General features: G+C 37.7%; 15 protein-coding genes. 12 read left to right on the top strand and 3 right to left on the bottom strand.

Annotated features, from left to right (window positions below):
- The first annotated feature begins 132 nt into the window (after positions 1 to 132).
- From LGQ90_RS11510 to LGQ90_RS11500, 3 genes are read left to right on the top strand one after another with little or no spacing between them, the layout of a single operon-like run.
- Positions 133 to 1,317 (top strand): phosphoglycerate kinase, encoded by a 1,185-nt coding sequence (locus LGQ90_RS11510; RefSeq protein ID WP_229341214.1) that lies wholly within the window; start codon positions 133 to 135, stop codon positions 1,315 to 1,317.
- Between the two features lie 49 nt (positions 1,318 to 1,366).
- On the top strand, positions 1,367 to 2,953 hold the full coding sequence (locus LGQ90_RS11505) for a lytic transglycosylase domain-containing protein (protein ID WP_229341212.1): 1,587 nt from the start codon (positions 1,367 to 1,369) through the stop codon (positions 2,951 to 2,953).
- Between the two features lie 25 nt (positions 2,954 to 2,978).
- The gene (locus tag LGQ90_RS11500) at positions 2,979 to 3,962 is read left to right on the top strand and encodes a DUF4837 family protein (protein ID WP_229341210.1); all 984 of its coding nucleotides are present in this window, start codon (positions 2,979 to 2,981) and stop codon (positions 3,960 to 3,962) included.
- 52 nt (positions 3,963 to 4,014) lie between these two features.
- Here LGQ90_RS11500 and LGQ90_RS11495 read toward each other — a convergent pair whose 3' ends face one another.
- Positions 4,015 to 4,224, bottom strand: coding sequence for a twin-arginine translocase TatA/TatE family subunit (locus LGQ90_RS11495; RefSeq protein ID WP_229341208.1), 210 nt, complete (start codon positions 4,222 to 4,224; stop codon positions 4,015 to 4,017).
- A 158-nt stretch (positions 4,225 to 4,382) separates the two neighbouring features.
- Between LGQ90_RS11495 and LGQ90_RS11490 the strand changes: the two genes are divergently transcribed.
- Genes LGQ90_RS11490 through LGQ90_RS11460 form a run of 7 tightly spaced genes read left to right on the top strand, consistent with a single transcriptional unit; the run spans position 4,383 to position 11,644 of the window.
- Entirely contained in the window at positions 4,383 to 5,252 is an 870-nt protein-coding gene (locus LGQ90_RS11490; RefSeq protein ID WP_229341206.1) for a murein hydrolase activator EnvC family protein, read from the top strand.
- Positions 5,253 to 5,255: 3 nt separating this feature from the next.
- Positions 5,256 to 6,749, top strand: coding sequence for a GH3 auxin-responsive promoter family protein (locus LGQ90_RS11485; RefSeq protein ID WP_229341204.1), 1,494 nt, complete (start codon positions 5,256 to 5,258; stop codon positions 6,747 to 6,749).
- Positions 6,750 to 6,758: 9 nt separating this feature from the next.
- Positions 6,759 to 8,447 carry a DUF6909 family protein gene (locus LGQ90_RS11480; protein WP_229341202.1) on the top strand — a complete coding sequence of 563 codons (1,689 nt, stop codon included), beginning with the start codon at positions 6,759 to 6,761 and terminating at the stop codon, positions 8,445 to 8,447.
- Positions 8,448 to 8,457: 10 nt separating this feature from the next.
- A complete protein-coding gene (gene rfbC, locus LGQ90_RS11475; protein WP_229341201.1) occupies positions 8,458 to 9,003 on the top strand; it encodes a dTDP-4-dehydrorhamnose 3,5-epimerase in 546 nt (181 codons plus the stop codon).
- A complete protein-coding gene (rfbD, locus tag LGQ90_RS11470) occupies positions 9,000 to 9,851 on the top strand; it encodes a dTDP-4-dehydrorhamnose reductase (RefSeq protein ID WP_229341200.1) in 852 nt (283 codons plus the stop codon). The genes rfbC and rfbD overlap by 4 nt, the downstream gene beginning before the upstream one ends.
- A 16-nt stretch (positions 9,852 to 9,867) precedes the next feature.
- Positions 9,868 to 10,857 (top strand): UDP-glucuronic acid decarboxylase family protein, encoded by a 990-nt coding sequence (locus LGQ90_RS11465; RefSeq protein WP_229341199.1) that lies wholly within the window; start codon positions 9,868 to 9,870, stop codon positions 10,855 to 10,857.
- Position 10,858: 1 nt separating this feature from the next.
- On the top strand, positions 10,859 to 11,644 hold the full coding sequence (locus tag LGQ90_RS11460) for a glycosyltransferase family 2 protein (RefSeq protein ID WP_229341198.1): 786 nt from the start codon (positions 10,859 to 10,861) through the stop codon (positions 11,642 to 11,644).
- Here LGQ90_RS11460 and LGQ90_RS11455 read toward each other — a convergent pair.
- Positions 11,625 to 12,935 carry a phenylacetate--CoA ligase family protein gene (locus LGQ90_RS11455; RefSeq protein WP_229341197.1) on the bottom strand — a complete coding sequence of 437 codons (1,311 nt, stop codon included), beginning with the start codon at positions 12,933 to 12,935 and terminating at the stop codon, positions 11,625 to 11,627. The genes LGQ90_RS11460 and LGQ90_RS11455 overlap by 20 nt on opposite strands.
- A gap of 85 nt (positions 12,936 to 13,020) precedes the next feature.
- Here LGQ90_RS11455 and purD point away from each other — a divergent pair, with 85 nt between their 5' ends.
- Entirely contained in the window at positions 13,021 to 14,292 is a 1,272-nt protein-coding gene (purD, locus tag LGQ90_RS11450; RefSeq protein WP_229341196.1) for a phosphoribosylamine--glycine ligase, read from the top strand.
- Here the strand turns inward: purD and LGQ90_RS11445 are convergent.
- Positions 14,284 to 14,514 (bottom strand): DUF6341 family protein, encoded by a 231-nt coding sequence (locus tag LGQ90_RS11445; protein WP_229341194.1) that lies wholly within the window; start codon positions 14,512 to 14,514, stop codon positions 14,284 to 14,286. The two genes, purD and LGQ90_RS11445, sit on opposite strands and share 9 nt — an antisense overlap.
- A gap of 43 nt (positions 14,515 to 14,557) precedes the next feature.
- Here LGQ90_RS11445 and LGQ90_RS11440 point away from each other — a divergent pair, with 43 nt between their 5' ends.
- Complete coding sequence (locus LGQ90_RS11440) at positions 14,558 to 15,481, top strand: DUF6427 family protein (protein WP_229341192.1); 924 nt, start codon at positions 14,558 to 14,560, stop codon at positions 15,479 to 15,481.
- The last annotated feature ends 120 nt before the right edge of the window (positions 15,482 to 15,601 follow it).

Here is a 15,601-nt window from a genome sequence, read left to right as displayed (position 1 = left end):
TTATTATCTTCGGAAAAAATTATATTTGTAAGAAAGCAATCCTAAGAAATGAGCAATAATGCTATTTAGATAGTATTAAAACTGAAATACGGAGAATTGCATCTTACCCAATAATAATAAATAAGAATACGGATGAAAACTATAGACGACTACAATTTTAATAATAAAAGAGCACTTATAAGAGTGGATTTTAATGTTCCGTTGGATGAAGATAGAAAAGTGACAGATGCAAATCGTATTGAAGCGGCCAAGCCCACGATTATTAAAATTCTGGAAGATGGTGGTAGTGTTGTCCTGATGTCTCATTTAGGAAGACCAAAGGGAAAAGAAAGTAAGTATTCCCTGCAACATATTAGCAGTAAGGTGTCTGAAGTAATGGGTGTTGAAGTTAAATTTGTTGAGGATAGTATTGGCGAAGAGGTTGAAAAAGCAGCGAATGCCTTACAACCAGGTGAAATTCTCTTACTTGAAAATCTTCGATTTCATGAAGAAGAAACTAATGGAGATGAGGATTTTGCCAGAAATCTTTCAAAATTAGGGGATATCTATGTGAATGATGCGTTTGGAACCGCTCACAGAGCTCACGCCTCTACGACAGTTGTAGCTAAGTTTTTTGAAGATAAATGTTTCGGGTATCTACTTGCGAAAGAAATAAAAAGTTTGGATAAGGTTCTTAATAGTACCGAAAAACCTGTGACCGCTGTTCTGGGTGGAGCAAAAGTATCTTCCAAGATCACCGTTATAGAAAATATTCTGGATAAAATTGACCATTTGATAATTGGTGGTGGAATGACCTATACCTTCATCAAAGCTCAGGGAGGACATATTGGAACTTCTCTGGTAGAAGATGATAAACAGGAACTGGCTTTGGAAATCCTTAAAAAAGCTAAAGAAAAAGGAGTGGAGGTACATTTGCCGGTAGATTCTATCATTGCAGATAGCTTTTCAGAACAGGCCAGCACTCAAACTGAAAGTGTAGATAATATTCCTGACGGTTGGATGGGACTTGATGTAGGTCCAGAAACAATTAGAAATTTTTCTAATGTGATCAAGAATTCTAAGATAATTCTATGGAACGGTCCTTTGGGCGTTTTTGAGATGGACACTTTTGCCCAGGGAACTATACAACTAGGACAGGCTATTGCTGAAGCCACGAAGAATGGTGCTTTTTCTCTTGTTGGAGGAGGAGATTCAGTAGCAGCTGTTAAAAAATTCGGACTGGAAGATAAGGTAAGTTACGTTTCTACCGGCGGTGGCGCTATGCTTGAGATGTTGGAAGGAAAATCCTTACCAGGAATTGAGGCAATTAAAAATTAAAGAGGTACGAATATTGCTAACTTTTCGTTTGTTAATGTAAAATGAATATATGCTGAAACGAAAAATTTTAATGGTGTTGCTCCTGGCTGGAATTTCTACTCTGGCTCAGGAAAAACAGAACAAGGAGAGAGTAGAAAAAGCTAATTTCCGCGTTCAGATATTTCAGAAAAGCGACGATACAGAAATAAAGCTAGCTCAGCCTGACCCTGAATTTAGAGATAAATTACCTATCTCTGCAGTTATCAGGGATTCTTCAAAGGTAAAACTCCAGGATCTTCCCCGCGCTAAAACCATAGATTCTTTATGGAAGCTAGAATTAACAAATTCAGAGCTTTTTGAAACAATGCAGAAAAGTATCAGAGAGCAAGATTATGAAGATGTAGTATATAAAGAGCTTCCTACCGATACCCTAAAGGCCCGTCTTGCCAAACTGAATGCAAGAACTCCCTTTAACGTAGAATATAATCCGATTCTTGAAAGTGTTATAAAATCCTATCTTAAAAGGAATAAGCAAGGGATGGAACGCTTAATGGCTTTGAGTACCTATTATTTTCCCATGTTTGAGCAGGAACTGGATAAATATGATATTCCTTTAGAGATAAAATACCTGGCTATAGTTGAATCTGCTTTAAATCCCAGGGCAAAATCCAGGGTAGGGGCAACCGGTTTGTGGCAATTTATGTTCACTACCGGAAAAATGCATGGCCTTGATGTTAGTTCTTATGTAGATGAACGTATGGATCCTGAAAGAGCCACTGAAGCAGCCGCGCAATACCTGGCGAGTCTTTATAAAGTATTTGGTGACTGGGACCTTGTACTGGCATCTTATAACTCCGGTCCGGGGAATGTTTCAAAAGCGATTAGAAGGAGCGGTGGTTCTACAGATTACTGGCATTTGAGAAGATTTCTTCCACGTGAAACAGCTGGATATGTTCCTGCATTCCTGGCCACTCTGTATTTATTCGAGTATGCCGATGAGCATAATTTTCAGCCACCAAACCCAGATGTAGTGTACTTTGAAACAGATACCATTCAGGTAAAACAATTACTCTCTTTTGATCAAATTACCAAAATAACAGGTGTTGAAAAGGAAATGTTACAGTTTTTAAACCCAAGCTATAAACTTGATATTATTCCATTTGTAGAAGACGAAAAGTACAGTTTAAGACTTCCGAAGCCAGCCACAGGTAAATTTGTTTCTAATGAGAGCGCTATTTACGATTTTGTAGAGAATCAGAAAGCTGAAGAAAAGAAGGACCTTCCGCAGTATGTTGAAACCGAAGACCGAATTCGGTATAAAGTTAGGAGCGGAGATTATTTAGGAAAAATAGCGGAGAAATACGGAGTTGGTATTAGCAGCATCAAGAGCTGGAATAATATGAGAAGTAACAACCTTCGGGTAGGCCAGTATTTAACCATCTATCCCCGAAAACCGGTAGAAGTTGCTTCAAGTTCAAATGCATCCGGTTCAGGAAAAAGTTCAGATTCAAGAGTGTACACAGTAAAGAACGGAGACTCCCTTTGGAGTATTTCAAAGAAGTTCCCCGGCGTTACGGTACAAAATTTGAGGTCATGGAATGATATGAACACAAATAGCCTTAAACCGGGAATGAAACTTAAACTTTCCAAGGGTTGAAAGGTATTAAACCAAAACCGAAAAAATGAAACGTAGCCTAATCCTGCTAGCAAGTATTTTCTTTTTAATTTCCTGTAAAAACGATGAAAAATCCAGTAAAAATGACAGAATCTTAACTGATTCTTCTGGAAATATCAATCAGCTTACCGTAGTAATAAATAATCAACTTTGGGAGGGAGAAGTAGGAGAGGCGATCAGGACTAATCTTGCCGCTCCGGTTGATGGGCTGCCTCAGGAAGAACCTTTGTTCAGTTTAAGTCAAATTCCCCCGGAAACCTTTACAGGCTTCGTTAGAAATAGCCGTATCTTTCTTAAGATTGAAGAAGGTGGAAATAAAGGCATGGACCTTATAAATGATGAATTTTCGAGACCGCAAACCGGGATCGTAATTCAGGGTGAAAATTCCGGTGAAATTATCGAGGTTATCAATAAAGAAGCTGATTCTATTATTAATATCCTTAAAAAAACGGAATTAACCGAAAAACAAAGGAGAATAAGAAAGTCTCTGAAAAAGGATGATGCTTTAAATGAGAAATTTGGTGTAAACCTTAAATTTCCTTCAGCTTATAGATATGCGAAGGAGGAAGAGCATTTCTCCTGGATAAGAAAAGAGATCCCCAAAGGAAGTATGGAAATTCTTGTTTACGAAGTTCCTATTAGTCAAATTGAGAACGATTCCAGCGTTATTTCCAATATTATTAAGATGAGAGATTCTATTGGCAAGGCGCAAATACCGGGAAGGTTGGAAGACTCTTATATGATCACAGAAAAGGCTTATGCACCTTATCTATTCGAAACTGAGATAGACGGTAAATTTGCTTATGAAACTCGTGGAACATGGGAAGTTCAAAACGATTTTATGGCAGGTCCTTTTGTGAATTATGCGGTGAAAGATGAAGAAAATGATAGATTTTTAATTCTGGAAGGTTTTGTATTCTCACCTTCACGAAGTAAACGAGATAATATTTTTGAACTCGATGCGATACTGCAGTCAGCGAAAATTGAATAAATAAAAAACCCAACTGAAAAGTTGGGTTTTATTTTTTATATAGAAACGGCAATTATTTATTCTCGCCTGGAACTTTTTTACTTTCATCTGGATTTGTTCCATTCTCATCATCCTTAGAAGCATCTTTAAATTCTTTAATTCCGCTACCAAGACCTCTCATTAATTCAGGAATTTTACGGCCCCCAAAAAGCAACAATATCACCACTACAATTAAAATTATTTGTGGTGCTCCTATAGCCAAAGGCAAAATAAATGCGTTCATGTCTTTTAATTTAGTTCTACAAACTTAGCAAGAATTAAGCAATTTAAACGTTAAGAAGACAATAAATTAATAATCCCTAATTACCTATTTTAATAAGTCCATTGGGGTTATATGGCGGGAAATTATTTAATTTATCTTTGTAATACTTAATTATGGCTATGGCTAAGGAGAAAAAAACAAAAAAGAAGTTCACAAAAAAGCTGCTTCATAAGTACAGAATGGTTGTGCTTAACGAAGATACTTTTGAAGAACGTTTTTCATTTAGATTAACCCGCCTCAATGTTTTTGTTGCGGTAGGTTTATCGGTGATCTTTTTAATTTTGGCCACAACTATTTTAATTGCTTTTACCCCCTTACGTGAGTATATACCGGGCTATTCAAGTGCCCAGCTCAAAGAAAAAGCAGCCAACCTTGCCTATACCTCAGATTCCCTTCAGACTGTACTTAGACTGAACGATCAATATTTGAATTCTATAAAGAATGCTCTTACCGGAGAACTGGATCTGGATCAATTAAATCGGGATTCAATATTGAGTCAGCCCATTACAGATGTTGAATATGAGGAAATAAATAGAATAAAGGCTGATTCACTTTTAAGAGAAGAAGTTGCTCAGGAGGATAAATATAATATCCTACCCACAGCCACAGACAATATTAATTTTTCACTTTTTCCGCCGGTAAAAGGTTCTATTTCTGAATCTTATAATATTAAGGATAAACACTATGCTGTTGATATTGTGACTACCAGAAATTCTCCCATAAAATCTGTAGCCGATGGCAGGGTGATCTTCGCTGAATGGACTGCGGGGACAGGCTATGTAATTCTTATTGAGCATAGCTACGGCTTGATTTCTGTGTATAAACATAATGCTTCCCTTACCAAGTCCCAGGGAGATATGGTTCGGGGTGGTGAAGTGATCGCTACAGCAGGAAATACGGGAGAATTAACTACCGGGCCCCATCTTCACTTTGAACTTTGGAATGAAGGGAATCCTGTAGATCCTTCAGAATATATTGATTTCAACTAATCTATGTCTATAAAATCTTTCGCAGCTAAAATATTTGCATCCTATATCAGAAAAAAAATAGATCGCTGGGCTTCCAATCCTCATGAGACCCAGGATAAAGTTTTTCGTGAACTCATTAAAAAAGCAAACCATACCAAATTTGGTAAGGAGCATAATTTTAAAGAGATCCATTCCCATTCAGATTTTATAAAAAATATTCCGATAAGGGATTACGAAGAACTTAAGCCTTATGTAGATTTAATGGTTGAAGGGCAGGAGGATATTCTCTGGCCGGGGAAACCATTGTATTATGCAAAAACTTCGGGCACTACCAGCGGTGCCAAATATATTCCGCTTACCAAAGAATCGATGCCCACGCATATTAATGCTGCGAGAAATGCCATTCTATGTTATATTGAAGATACCGGAAAATCGAAGTTTGTAGACGGTAAAATGATCTTTCTGCAGGGCAGCCCTGAGCTGGATGAAAAAAATGGAGTTAAACTGGGACGACTTTCCGGGATCGTTGCTCATTATGTTCCCGCCTATTTGCAGAAAAACAGAATGCCCAGCTGGGAAACAAACTGTATTGAAGACTGGGAGGATAAAGTTTATGCCATCGTTGAGGAAACGGTGAAGGAAGATATGTCTGTAATTAGCGGTATCCCTTCATGGGTGCAGATGTATTTTGAAAGGCTAATTGACAAAACCGGAAAAAAAGTAGGGGAGATTTTTCCCAATTTTGACCTGTTTATTTACGGCGGAGTCAACTACGAACCCTATCGCTCCAAATTTGAAAATTTGATCGGTCGAAAAGTAGATAGTATTGAACTTTACCCGGCTTCTGAAGGTTTTTTTGCTTTTCAGGACAGGCAGGATGAAAAGGGAATGCTACTTCAGCTGGATTCGGGAATGTTCTATGAGTTTATAAAAGCTGATGAATTTTACGATGAGGACCCGAAAAGGTTATTATTGAAGGATGTTGAGGTAAATGTAAATTATGTGATGATCATTTCTTCTACAGCCGGACTCTGGGCCTATAATATTGGAGATACGGTTCAGTTTACTTGTGTAAAACCTTACCGTGTTATAGTTTCGGGCCGGATTAAGCATTTTATTTCTGCTTTCGGAGAGCATGTGATTGCTAAAGAAGTGGAAGAAGCCATGCAGGAGGCAGTTAAAGAAACCGGTGCCGCTATTAGCGAATTTACGGTAGCACCACAAATAAATCCAGAAGGAGAAGAGCTTCCATTCCATGAATGGTTTGTGGAATTTGAGCAGGAACCAGTAGATTTGAATAAATTTGCTGAAATTATCGACAAATCTTTACAGAAACAAAATTCCTATTATCTGGATCTTATTGAAGGGAACATTCTTCAACGATTAAAAGTCACCAGGGTTCCGCAAAATGCCTTTCAGGATTATATGAAATCTATTGGCAAGCTTGGAGGTCAGAATAAGCTTCCAAGGCTTTCTAACGATCGTAAAATTGCAGATAAACTAAAAGAGATTATTTAAAAAACTACTATGTCTATATTAAAATTACAGGGCAGAACAAGAGCACAGGAGAGTTCTGGAGCTATTGAACGCATGTATATCACTATGAGACACCTTTTTAACAGAGGTTTCTATAAACCAATGGGTGTTTCAGGAGAAACTTTAAGAGAGTCCTTACTAACACTAAGACCTGAAATCTACGGTTCTATTGCCAATGACAAAGCGGAACTTGAAGGATTGTTATATGTAATAGACAGGCTTCCGCAGGGAATTGAAGAATGTCGATTTATTAACCTTACCAGTGATGAGGGCTATGGGAATTCTCATTTTAAACCGATAGTTCCACCAAAACGAAGAAGGAATTGTTACAGAATCGATGAGGAGCAGATGAATATTGAGATCACTCGCGGAAGATCGGAGATCTATGACATTCTAACCCACCTCACCTTCCTTTTTATTGAATCTCATAAGATCATGAAAAGGGTGTTAATAGACGAAGATGGTAGTGTAAACCGTGATTGGGAAAAACTGGAGACTGCCGTAACTCAAACTGAAAGCTTAACCCAGGCACAGCGCGAGGTAGCCCTTACCCATACGGCCAGTATTTTGGGAAGGACTTTCCATGAAATTAGCGGACTCTATCCCAAATTTTCCTCCCCAAATAATCCAGATCGGTTTCTTAGAGTGATATGGTCTCTGGGGAAAATGGCTATTCGGGAGGCAATACAGAATGAAAAAAGGATCATCACCTTTAGCCCTGTGCTTAGAGAAAGGCTGGGCCATCATATACACGGAGAAATCTGGTCTAATGACATTAAACTAAAGCTTATTGAAAATAAGCTTATGGATAGACCCATCCATATTATTAGTGCCAATATGCACAGTGTCATGAATACTTTGTACACTCCTACCGCCCTTAAAACTGAATTAAAGAAAAAGAAACCGCTGGATATTTATGAGGAATTAAGTGATAGCGGGAACGGAGCTTTAAGAAATAAAGTGACCAAAGCTGCACTGGATAAGGGGATGTTTTTTATCGAAGATAAAAGCGGTACCAATATAGATGTGCAGGTCTTTGATACCGCTCAGCTGGAGGAAGGATTTAGCGGAACTAAATTTAGCGATCTTAAGACCGAAGAAAAACCGGTGATCATAGTAATGGATTATGCCTTTGGGGAACAGGCTTATGAAACCATGGACGAACTTCTGAAACCTTTCAGTTATAAGGATATGGAGGTTAAAATGAATGTGAAGTCAATTTCCATCATGGGGAAAGCCGGAATTCTTGAAGGGGGCAAAGGAGATATAATGATCCCGGATGCACACCTGTTTGAAGGCACCGCAGATAATTATCCATTTAAAAATGAGCTAAAAAAATCACACCTTGAAGGTCATGATATTAATGTGGTAGATGGTGCAATGATCACTGTACTGGGAACTTCCCTTCAGAATAAAGATATTTTAAGATTTTTCCATGATTCTACCTGGAATGTATGTGGTCTTGAAATGGAGGGCGCACATTATCAGAAAGCTATACAGGCGGCTTCCAGATTAAGAGGAAGCATTGATGAAAACGTCAAGGTAAGATATGCCTATTATGCATCAGATAATCCTTTAGAAACTGGCAGCACCCTTGCCTCTGGAGGTCTGGGAACTTCAGGTGTTAAACCCACTTATTTAATTACGGAAAAGATCCTGGAACAAATTTTTAATTCATAAATCAAGACAAATGCAGGTAGAAGAAACACCTTTAAAAGATTGTTTTCTTTTAAAACCCAGAATATTCGAGGATCACCGCGGTATTTTCCTGGAGACCTATCAACGCAAACGCTTTGCAGAACTTTCTGGCATAGATGAAGAATTTGTTCAGGACAACCAGTCGGTTTCAAGATATGGAGTGCTTCGCGGCATGCATTATCAAAAAGGCGAATTTGCCCAAACGAAGATCGTGCGGGTGCTCTACGGAAAAGTTCTGGATGTGGTAGTAGATCTTAGACCCGATTCTCCGACTTTTAAAAAGGTATTTTCTGTCATTCTGGATGATGAGAACCTTTATCAGTTATATGTACCCATAGGTTTTGGTCATGGGTTTCTCACCCTATCAGAAAAATCTGTGTTTGCCTATAAATGTGACCAGTACTATACACCCGGTTCAGAATCAGGTATAATTTTTAATGATCCAGACCTGAACATAGACTGGAATTTTCCGGAAAGGGAAATGATATTATCTGAAAAAGACAAGGTTTTACCCACTTTTAAGGAAACTTTTGGATGAAAACAATTTTAGTAACAGGTGCCAATGGTCAGTTAGGACAGTGTTTCCATAAACAGTCAAAAAAATATCCAAATTTTAAATTTCTATTCTGTACTTCTAAGGAACTCGATATTACATCAAGAGCCGATTTACAGCAGTTTTTCGGGGAACATCAAATTGATTTTTGTATAAATACCGCTGCCTATACCAATGTGGAGCAGGCCGAAAATGAAAAGGACAAAGCCTTTTTAGTGAATTCAGAAGCAGCCAGAAATCTAGCCGAGATATGCAAAGAATATAAAGCGGTTTTATTTCATTTTTCTACAGATTATGTTTTCAACGGGCAGTCTAAAGAGCCCTACAAAGAGACTGATGAGGTTGATCCTATCAACGTTTATGGTGCTTCAAAATTAAAAGGAGAGAAAGCGATTCACTCATTAATGGATAATTATTTTATTCTAAGAACCTCCTGGCTTTATTCTGAATTTGGACATAATTTCTTCCGGACAATTCTACGGAAAGCTGAAGATAAAGCTGAATTGAATATTACTACCTCGCAAATTGGAACTCCCACCAATGCCAATGACCTTGCAGAATTTGTATTCAAAATAATCAATTCTGGATCCCAGGCCTTTGGGTTATACCATTTTAGCAATGAAGGCGAAGCCACCTGGTACGATTTCGCAGAAGAAATTCTGAAATATTCCGGAAAAATGGATCAGGTTCAATTGAATAAGACGGGATTTTTTAAGACCTTGGCGGTAAGACCTGAATATAGTGTACTTTCGAAAGAAATGGTCATTCAGCAATTTGGTCCCGTGAAACACTGGAAAACCAGTCTTCATGAGCTTATAGATACGATTGATTAATTATCAGAGAATATAAATGGCTAAAAGAATACTAATTACCGGTGCTGCAGGTTTTCTAGGCTCGCACCTTTGCGACCGCTTTTTAAAAGAAGGTTATGAGGTTATTGGGATGGATAATCTCATCACCGGCGATCTTAAAAATATCGAACATCTGATGAAACTTCCTAATTTCGAGTTTCATCATCATGATATTACCAAGTTTGTTCATGTTGCCGGTAATCTGGATTATATTCTACATTTTGCTTCGCCAGCCAGTCCTATAGATTACTTAAAAATTCCAATTCAAACATTGAAAGTTGGTTCTTTTGGAACCCATCATTGCCTTGGATTAGCGAAAGAGAAAAAGGCCAGGATCCTTATTGCTTCCACTTCAGAGGTGTATGGCGATCCCCTGGTGCATCCTCAAAATGAAGAATATTACGGAAATGTAAATGCCATAGGACCTAGAGGGGTTTATGATGAAGCAAAGCGTTTTCAGGAATCAATTACTATGGCCTATCATCGGTTTCATGGTTTGGAAACCAGAATTGCCAGGATATTCAATACCTATGGCCCAAGAATGAGGCTCAATGATGGTCGGGTGATTCCCGCCTTTATTGGTCAGGCGTTAAGAGGAGAAGATCTTACCGTTTTTGGAGATGGCTCCCAAACGAGGTCATTTTGCTTTGTAGACGATCAGGTAGAAGGGATTTACAGACTTCTCTTAAGCGATTATTCAGATCCTGTAAATATTGGAAATCCTGATGAGATCAGTATTTTGGATTTTGCCGATGAGATCATTAAACTTACCGGGACAGATCAAAAAATCGTTTTTAAGGAACTTCCAAAAGATGATCCTATGCAGAGACAGCCTGATATTTCGCGAGCAAGGGAAATACTGGGTTGGGAACCCAAAGTTTCCAGGGCAGAAGGAATGAAGATCACTTATGATTATTTTAAAAATCTAAGTGAAGGTGAATTAGAAAAAAGAGAGCATAAAGACTTTTCAAAACACATTAGACGCTAAAATGAGTAATAAGGGAATAGTATCAGTTATAATGCCTGCATACAACTCGGAGGCCTTTATTACTGAATCTATCCAATCTGTCATTGCTCAGACCTATTCTCAGTGGGAACTTTTAATTGTTGATGATGCTTCTTCAGATTCTACGAAAAAGATCATTGAAAAATTTTCTTCAAAGGATGACCGCATTCGTCTTCTTGTAAATTCTACCAACTCCGGCACTCATAACAGTCGTAACAAGGGCATTAAAGCCGCTTCTGGCCAGTTTATTGCATTTCTTGACGCAGATGACCAATGGGAACCTAAAAAGCTTAAAAAGCAGCTAAAAGTACTTTCTAAACCTAATGTTGCAGCCTGTTTTTCCAGTTATGAGCTCATCAATGAAAAAGGAGAAAAGCTTAATAAAAAGATCCAGGCATTGCCCGTGCTTCATTATGACAAGTTATTAAAGGCGAATTATGTAGGAAATCTAACCGGTATTTACAATGTGAATATCCTCGGTAAGATCTACTGTCCTGAGATTTCCAAACGGCAGGACTGGGCTTTATGGCTTAAGGTGATAGAAGAGGGGGGTCCCATTGAAGGTATCCAGGAATCATTGGCAATTTACCGTGTTAGAAAAAATTCTATTTCTACCAATAAGCTTGAAATGCTTAAATACAATTTCAAAGTATACCACAGCATACTCAATTACGGGTATTTTCAGAGTATCTGGAGAATGCTAATATTTTTAAATGAGCAATTCTTTGTAAAATCCAAACAGGTGAAGCCTATTTCAAATGAGAAGTAAATTGCTTGAGTTTACCACTGCGACTGCGTTTTAAAATATCCTTTCTCTCAAAGACGATTTTTAGATTTTCACCAACATAAGTGGCAATAGCTTCTAGAATTTTGCTTCTCTGATCGTGGGTAAATTCATGCTTACTCACATATTCAATCTTAAACTCATCCATTTCGGTTTGAATAATTACAAACTCCTTGATGTGCCCATTGTCTTCAATAATGGTTTTGGTAACGTAATAAAATGTAAGTCCGGGAACCACTTTACCATCCGGTAAGCGGGCAATATCGTTGGTTCTTCCAATTAATTTTTCAAGAATTGGCTTTTTGAGCGTACTTTTTTCAGAAAGGCATCCAATATCCCCAATATCATAGCGTATCATTGGATGGGCTTTATTATAAAGGGAGGTTATCACCACCCGACCCTCATTACCATAGGGAAGAATATTATCGTCATCATCCAGGATCTCGATATAAAGATCTTCCGAATTAACGATCCATTGATTTTCTGAATCTTCAAAAGCGATCAAACCCACTTCACTGGCACCATACTCATTGATGACCGGTACGCCCAGTGAACTTTCAATAAGCTCCTTATCTTTTTCAAAAAGCCTTTCAGAAGTTACGATGCAGATATTCAGGCTTGGGCAAAGCTCTTTTAAAATAAGCCCCTTATCCTTTAAAAACCTCGCAAAAAGCACAATAGCACTGGTATAACCATTCAGGTAATTAAAATCTGAATTTTTGAATCTTTCCAGAAAAGCTTCCATTTTCTTCTCACTGAGGTCAAAAATATTGAACCTTCTTCTCAGGCTTATTCTGTCTTTTAAACGTTCCTGGATATTTCCGTAGAAATCAAGGGGAATACCATAAAACCTGGCTTGTAAGGATTTGTTGAGGTCTATATCATACCAACGATACCTATCCTGAAATCCTGCCCAGCTTAAGGCATGGGCAAACCTGTTCTTGGCAAAAATAAATGGATGTCCGCTGCTCCCTGAAGTTTTACCAATATAAGCTGTTTTGGTATTATAAGTAGAGCTTAAGCGTTCTTTTAAGGGATGCTGAAGATCAGATTTTTTCATGATAGGAACATGCTTCCAGTCATCAAACCCATCCCATTTAAAGAATTCGCGGTAAAAATCGTTATGCTGGATGTGGTAATCTATTATCGCATTCTTACGTTTTTTTTGATATTCAGTATAATCTCTTTCAGGAATATTCTGAATTTCTTCCAAAGTCTTTTGGGCCCTTTCTATCGGGAATTTATTAAGCTGTAACGAAAGTTTAAACCAATCCAAGGGCAGAAAAGCTTTTTTAACGAATTTATTGGTGCTTCAATTTACAAACAATTATTTTTGATGCAAGATTTAAAATTACAAGCACATGAATATTCTTATCCTTGGCTCCGGTGGGCGAGAGCATACTTTTGCATACAAGATCGCTCAAAGCAGTAAATGCAGCAAGCTTTATGTTGCACCCGGAAATGCCGGAACAGCAGAGATCGCTGAAAATCTGCCGCTGAATCCTATAGATTTTGCTGCAGTTGGAAATACAGCTTTGGAAAAAGATATTCAAATGATCGTGGTTGGGCCGGAAGATCCATTGGTGAAAGGAATTGTAGATTATTTTGCTAATGATGACCGGCTGAGGGATATTCAGATTATTGGTCCTTCAAGCCATGGCGCACTTTTAGAAGGAAGCAAGGAGCGTGCGAAAGAATTTATGGCAATGCACCAGATTCCAACAGCAGCCTATGAAAGCTTCAGTTTTGAAAGTCTGGGGGCGGGGAAGAATTTCCTTGAAACATTAAAACCTCCTTATGTTTTAAAAGCTGACGGACTTGCCGCAGGAAAAGGCGTTTTGATCATAGACGATCTGGATGAGGCTAAGAAAGAACTGGAGAATATGCTTTCCGGTAAATTTGGAGCCGCAAGTAGAAAAGTGGTGATAGAAGAATTTCTGGATGGAATAGAACTGAGCGTTTTTGTACTAACAGATGGTAAGAACTATAAAATATTACCTACCGCAAAAGATTACAAGAGGATTGGAGAAGGAGATACCGGCTTGAATACTGGTGGGATGGGAGCTGTTTCCCCGGTTCCGTTTGCAGATGATACTTTGATGCATAAGATCGAAGAACGAATTGTAAAACCTACCGTGAATGGTCTGGCGAAAGAAGAGATCGACTATAAAGGATTTATTTTCATTGGATTGATAAAAGTAGGAGAGGAGCCTTTTGTTATTGAATATAATGTAAGAATGGGGGATCCTGAAACCGAAGTAGTACTTCCCAGGATAAAAACAGACCTTGTTGAGTTACTTGAAAAAACCTGGGATGTTGAACTTGATCAGGCTAATTTAGAGATAGATCCGAGATCGGCAGCTACTGTAATGATCGTTTCAGGTGGATATCCTGAATCTTACGAAAAGGGAAAAATAATTTCAGGAATAAAAGAAATTGAAGATTCCATCGTTTTTCATGCTGGAACTAAAAAAGATGAAGATAAGGTGGTGACTAGTGGAGGGAGAGTAATTGCCTTAACTTCTTTTGGAGATGATTACAAAAAGGCACTAAAAAAATCTTATCAAAGTGCAGAAAAACTACAATTTGATAAGATGTATTTTAGAAAGGATATAGGTTTTGATTTATCCTAGGAAAGAGTGAGAAGTAGATTCTCTATTCTCCTCATTTCTATCGTTGAAAGTTTTTAATTGCTTCATCCAGTAAAGGAAAGCAAGTACCCCAACGATCATGAAAACCCAGTTAAGGATATTTGCAAGAAACCATGAATCCAACTCAAGCGCTCTTAATTCATCAAGAGGATTTAGAAGTGTAAATTCAACAAGCCACTCTATACCTTCAAAAAAATCTTTCATTGTGTAAACTTTGTTTGTGAGTACAAAAATATAAAAAACCCGAATGCTAACAAGCTTTTTTAGTAAATCAAAACCTATAAACCTCTCGGTGATCATTCTTTTGCTCTGTATTTTTTACATTGGAGCTAATTTTATTAACTGGACAGAGGGTTTTGACTGGCTGGAATTTTTGGAGAGATTAGGGGTCTTACTTTTGCTTATTCTAAGCTTGCTGGTTCTAAATTTTATTGCTAAAAAAAATGAACTTACCAAGCGTAGTGCCTATAAAACCTTATTGTTTGCGTTATTTTGTATTTCCTTCAGCAATCTATTGAAGAATGAATCAGCTATAATTTCCAACCTGTGTGTGCTTTTTGCCATGCGAAGAATTATAAGCTTAAGGTCTCATAAATTTATTCAGAAAAAGATTTTCGATGCTACTTTCTGGATCAGCATTGCCACTTTATATCATTTTTGGTCGGCGCTTTTCTTTCTGGTGGTGTTTTTCGCTATACTCAACTTTGCCTCCAACTTTAAGAACTGGCTCATCCCCTTTGTTGCATTTGGGTCGGTAGTGTCTCTCACCATCTGTTTTCATCTTATTTTTAATGATCAGTTCTATACATTTTCAGACTGGTTTGAGGCTAGTAATTTCGATTTTTCTAAATATGGCGATCTAAAATTACTGATTCCTTTAAGTGTCATTCTGGGCTTACTCATCTGGACTTTGTTTCAATATTTTTCTTCTATCCAGAAAGCCAGTATTAACAGAAGACCGGTTTTGAGCATGATATTTTTCACATTACTGGTGGCAGCGGCAGTAGCCTTATTTGCCCCCACTAAAAACGGAAGTGAATTGATCTTCTTTTTCGTGCCCTTAAGTATTATTTCTTCAAATTATTTTGACAGTAAAAAGGATAAGATATTGAAAGAGATCATTCTCGTTACCTTAATTGTGATGCCTTTCTTAGTGGCATTTTTTGTGTAGATGGTAATGTTTAATCCAAGTTAGAACCTATACTCGTTTTAAAAATAATATCTTTGTGTACGCTGAAATCTTAACAATTTCAGTAGTATTTAATTCAAGAATCAGAAGAAATAAAAATCT

The organism is Christiangramia sediminis (genome assembly GCF_020552705.1).
In the GTDB taxonomy this organism is placed as follows: Bacteria; Bacteroidota; Bacteroidia; order Flavobacteriales; family Flavobacteriaceae; genus Christiangramia; species Christiangramia sediminis.
The sequence above is the reverse complement of the archived record's forward strand: the minus strand, read 5'-3'. Positions and strand labels throughout refer to the sequence as shown.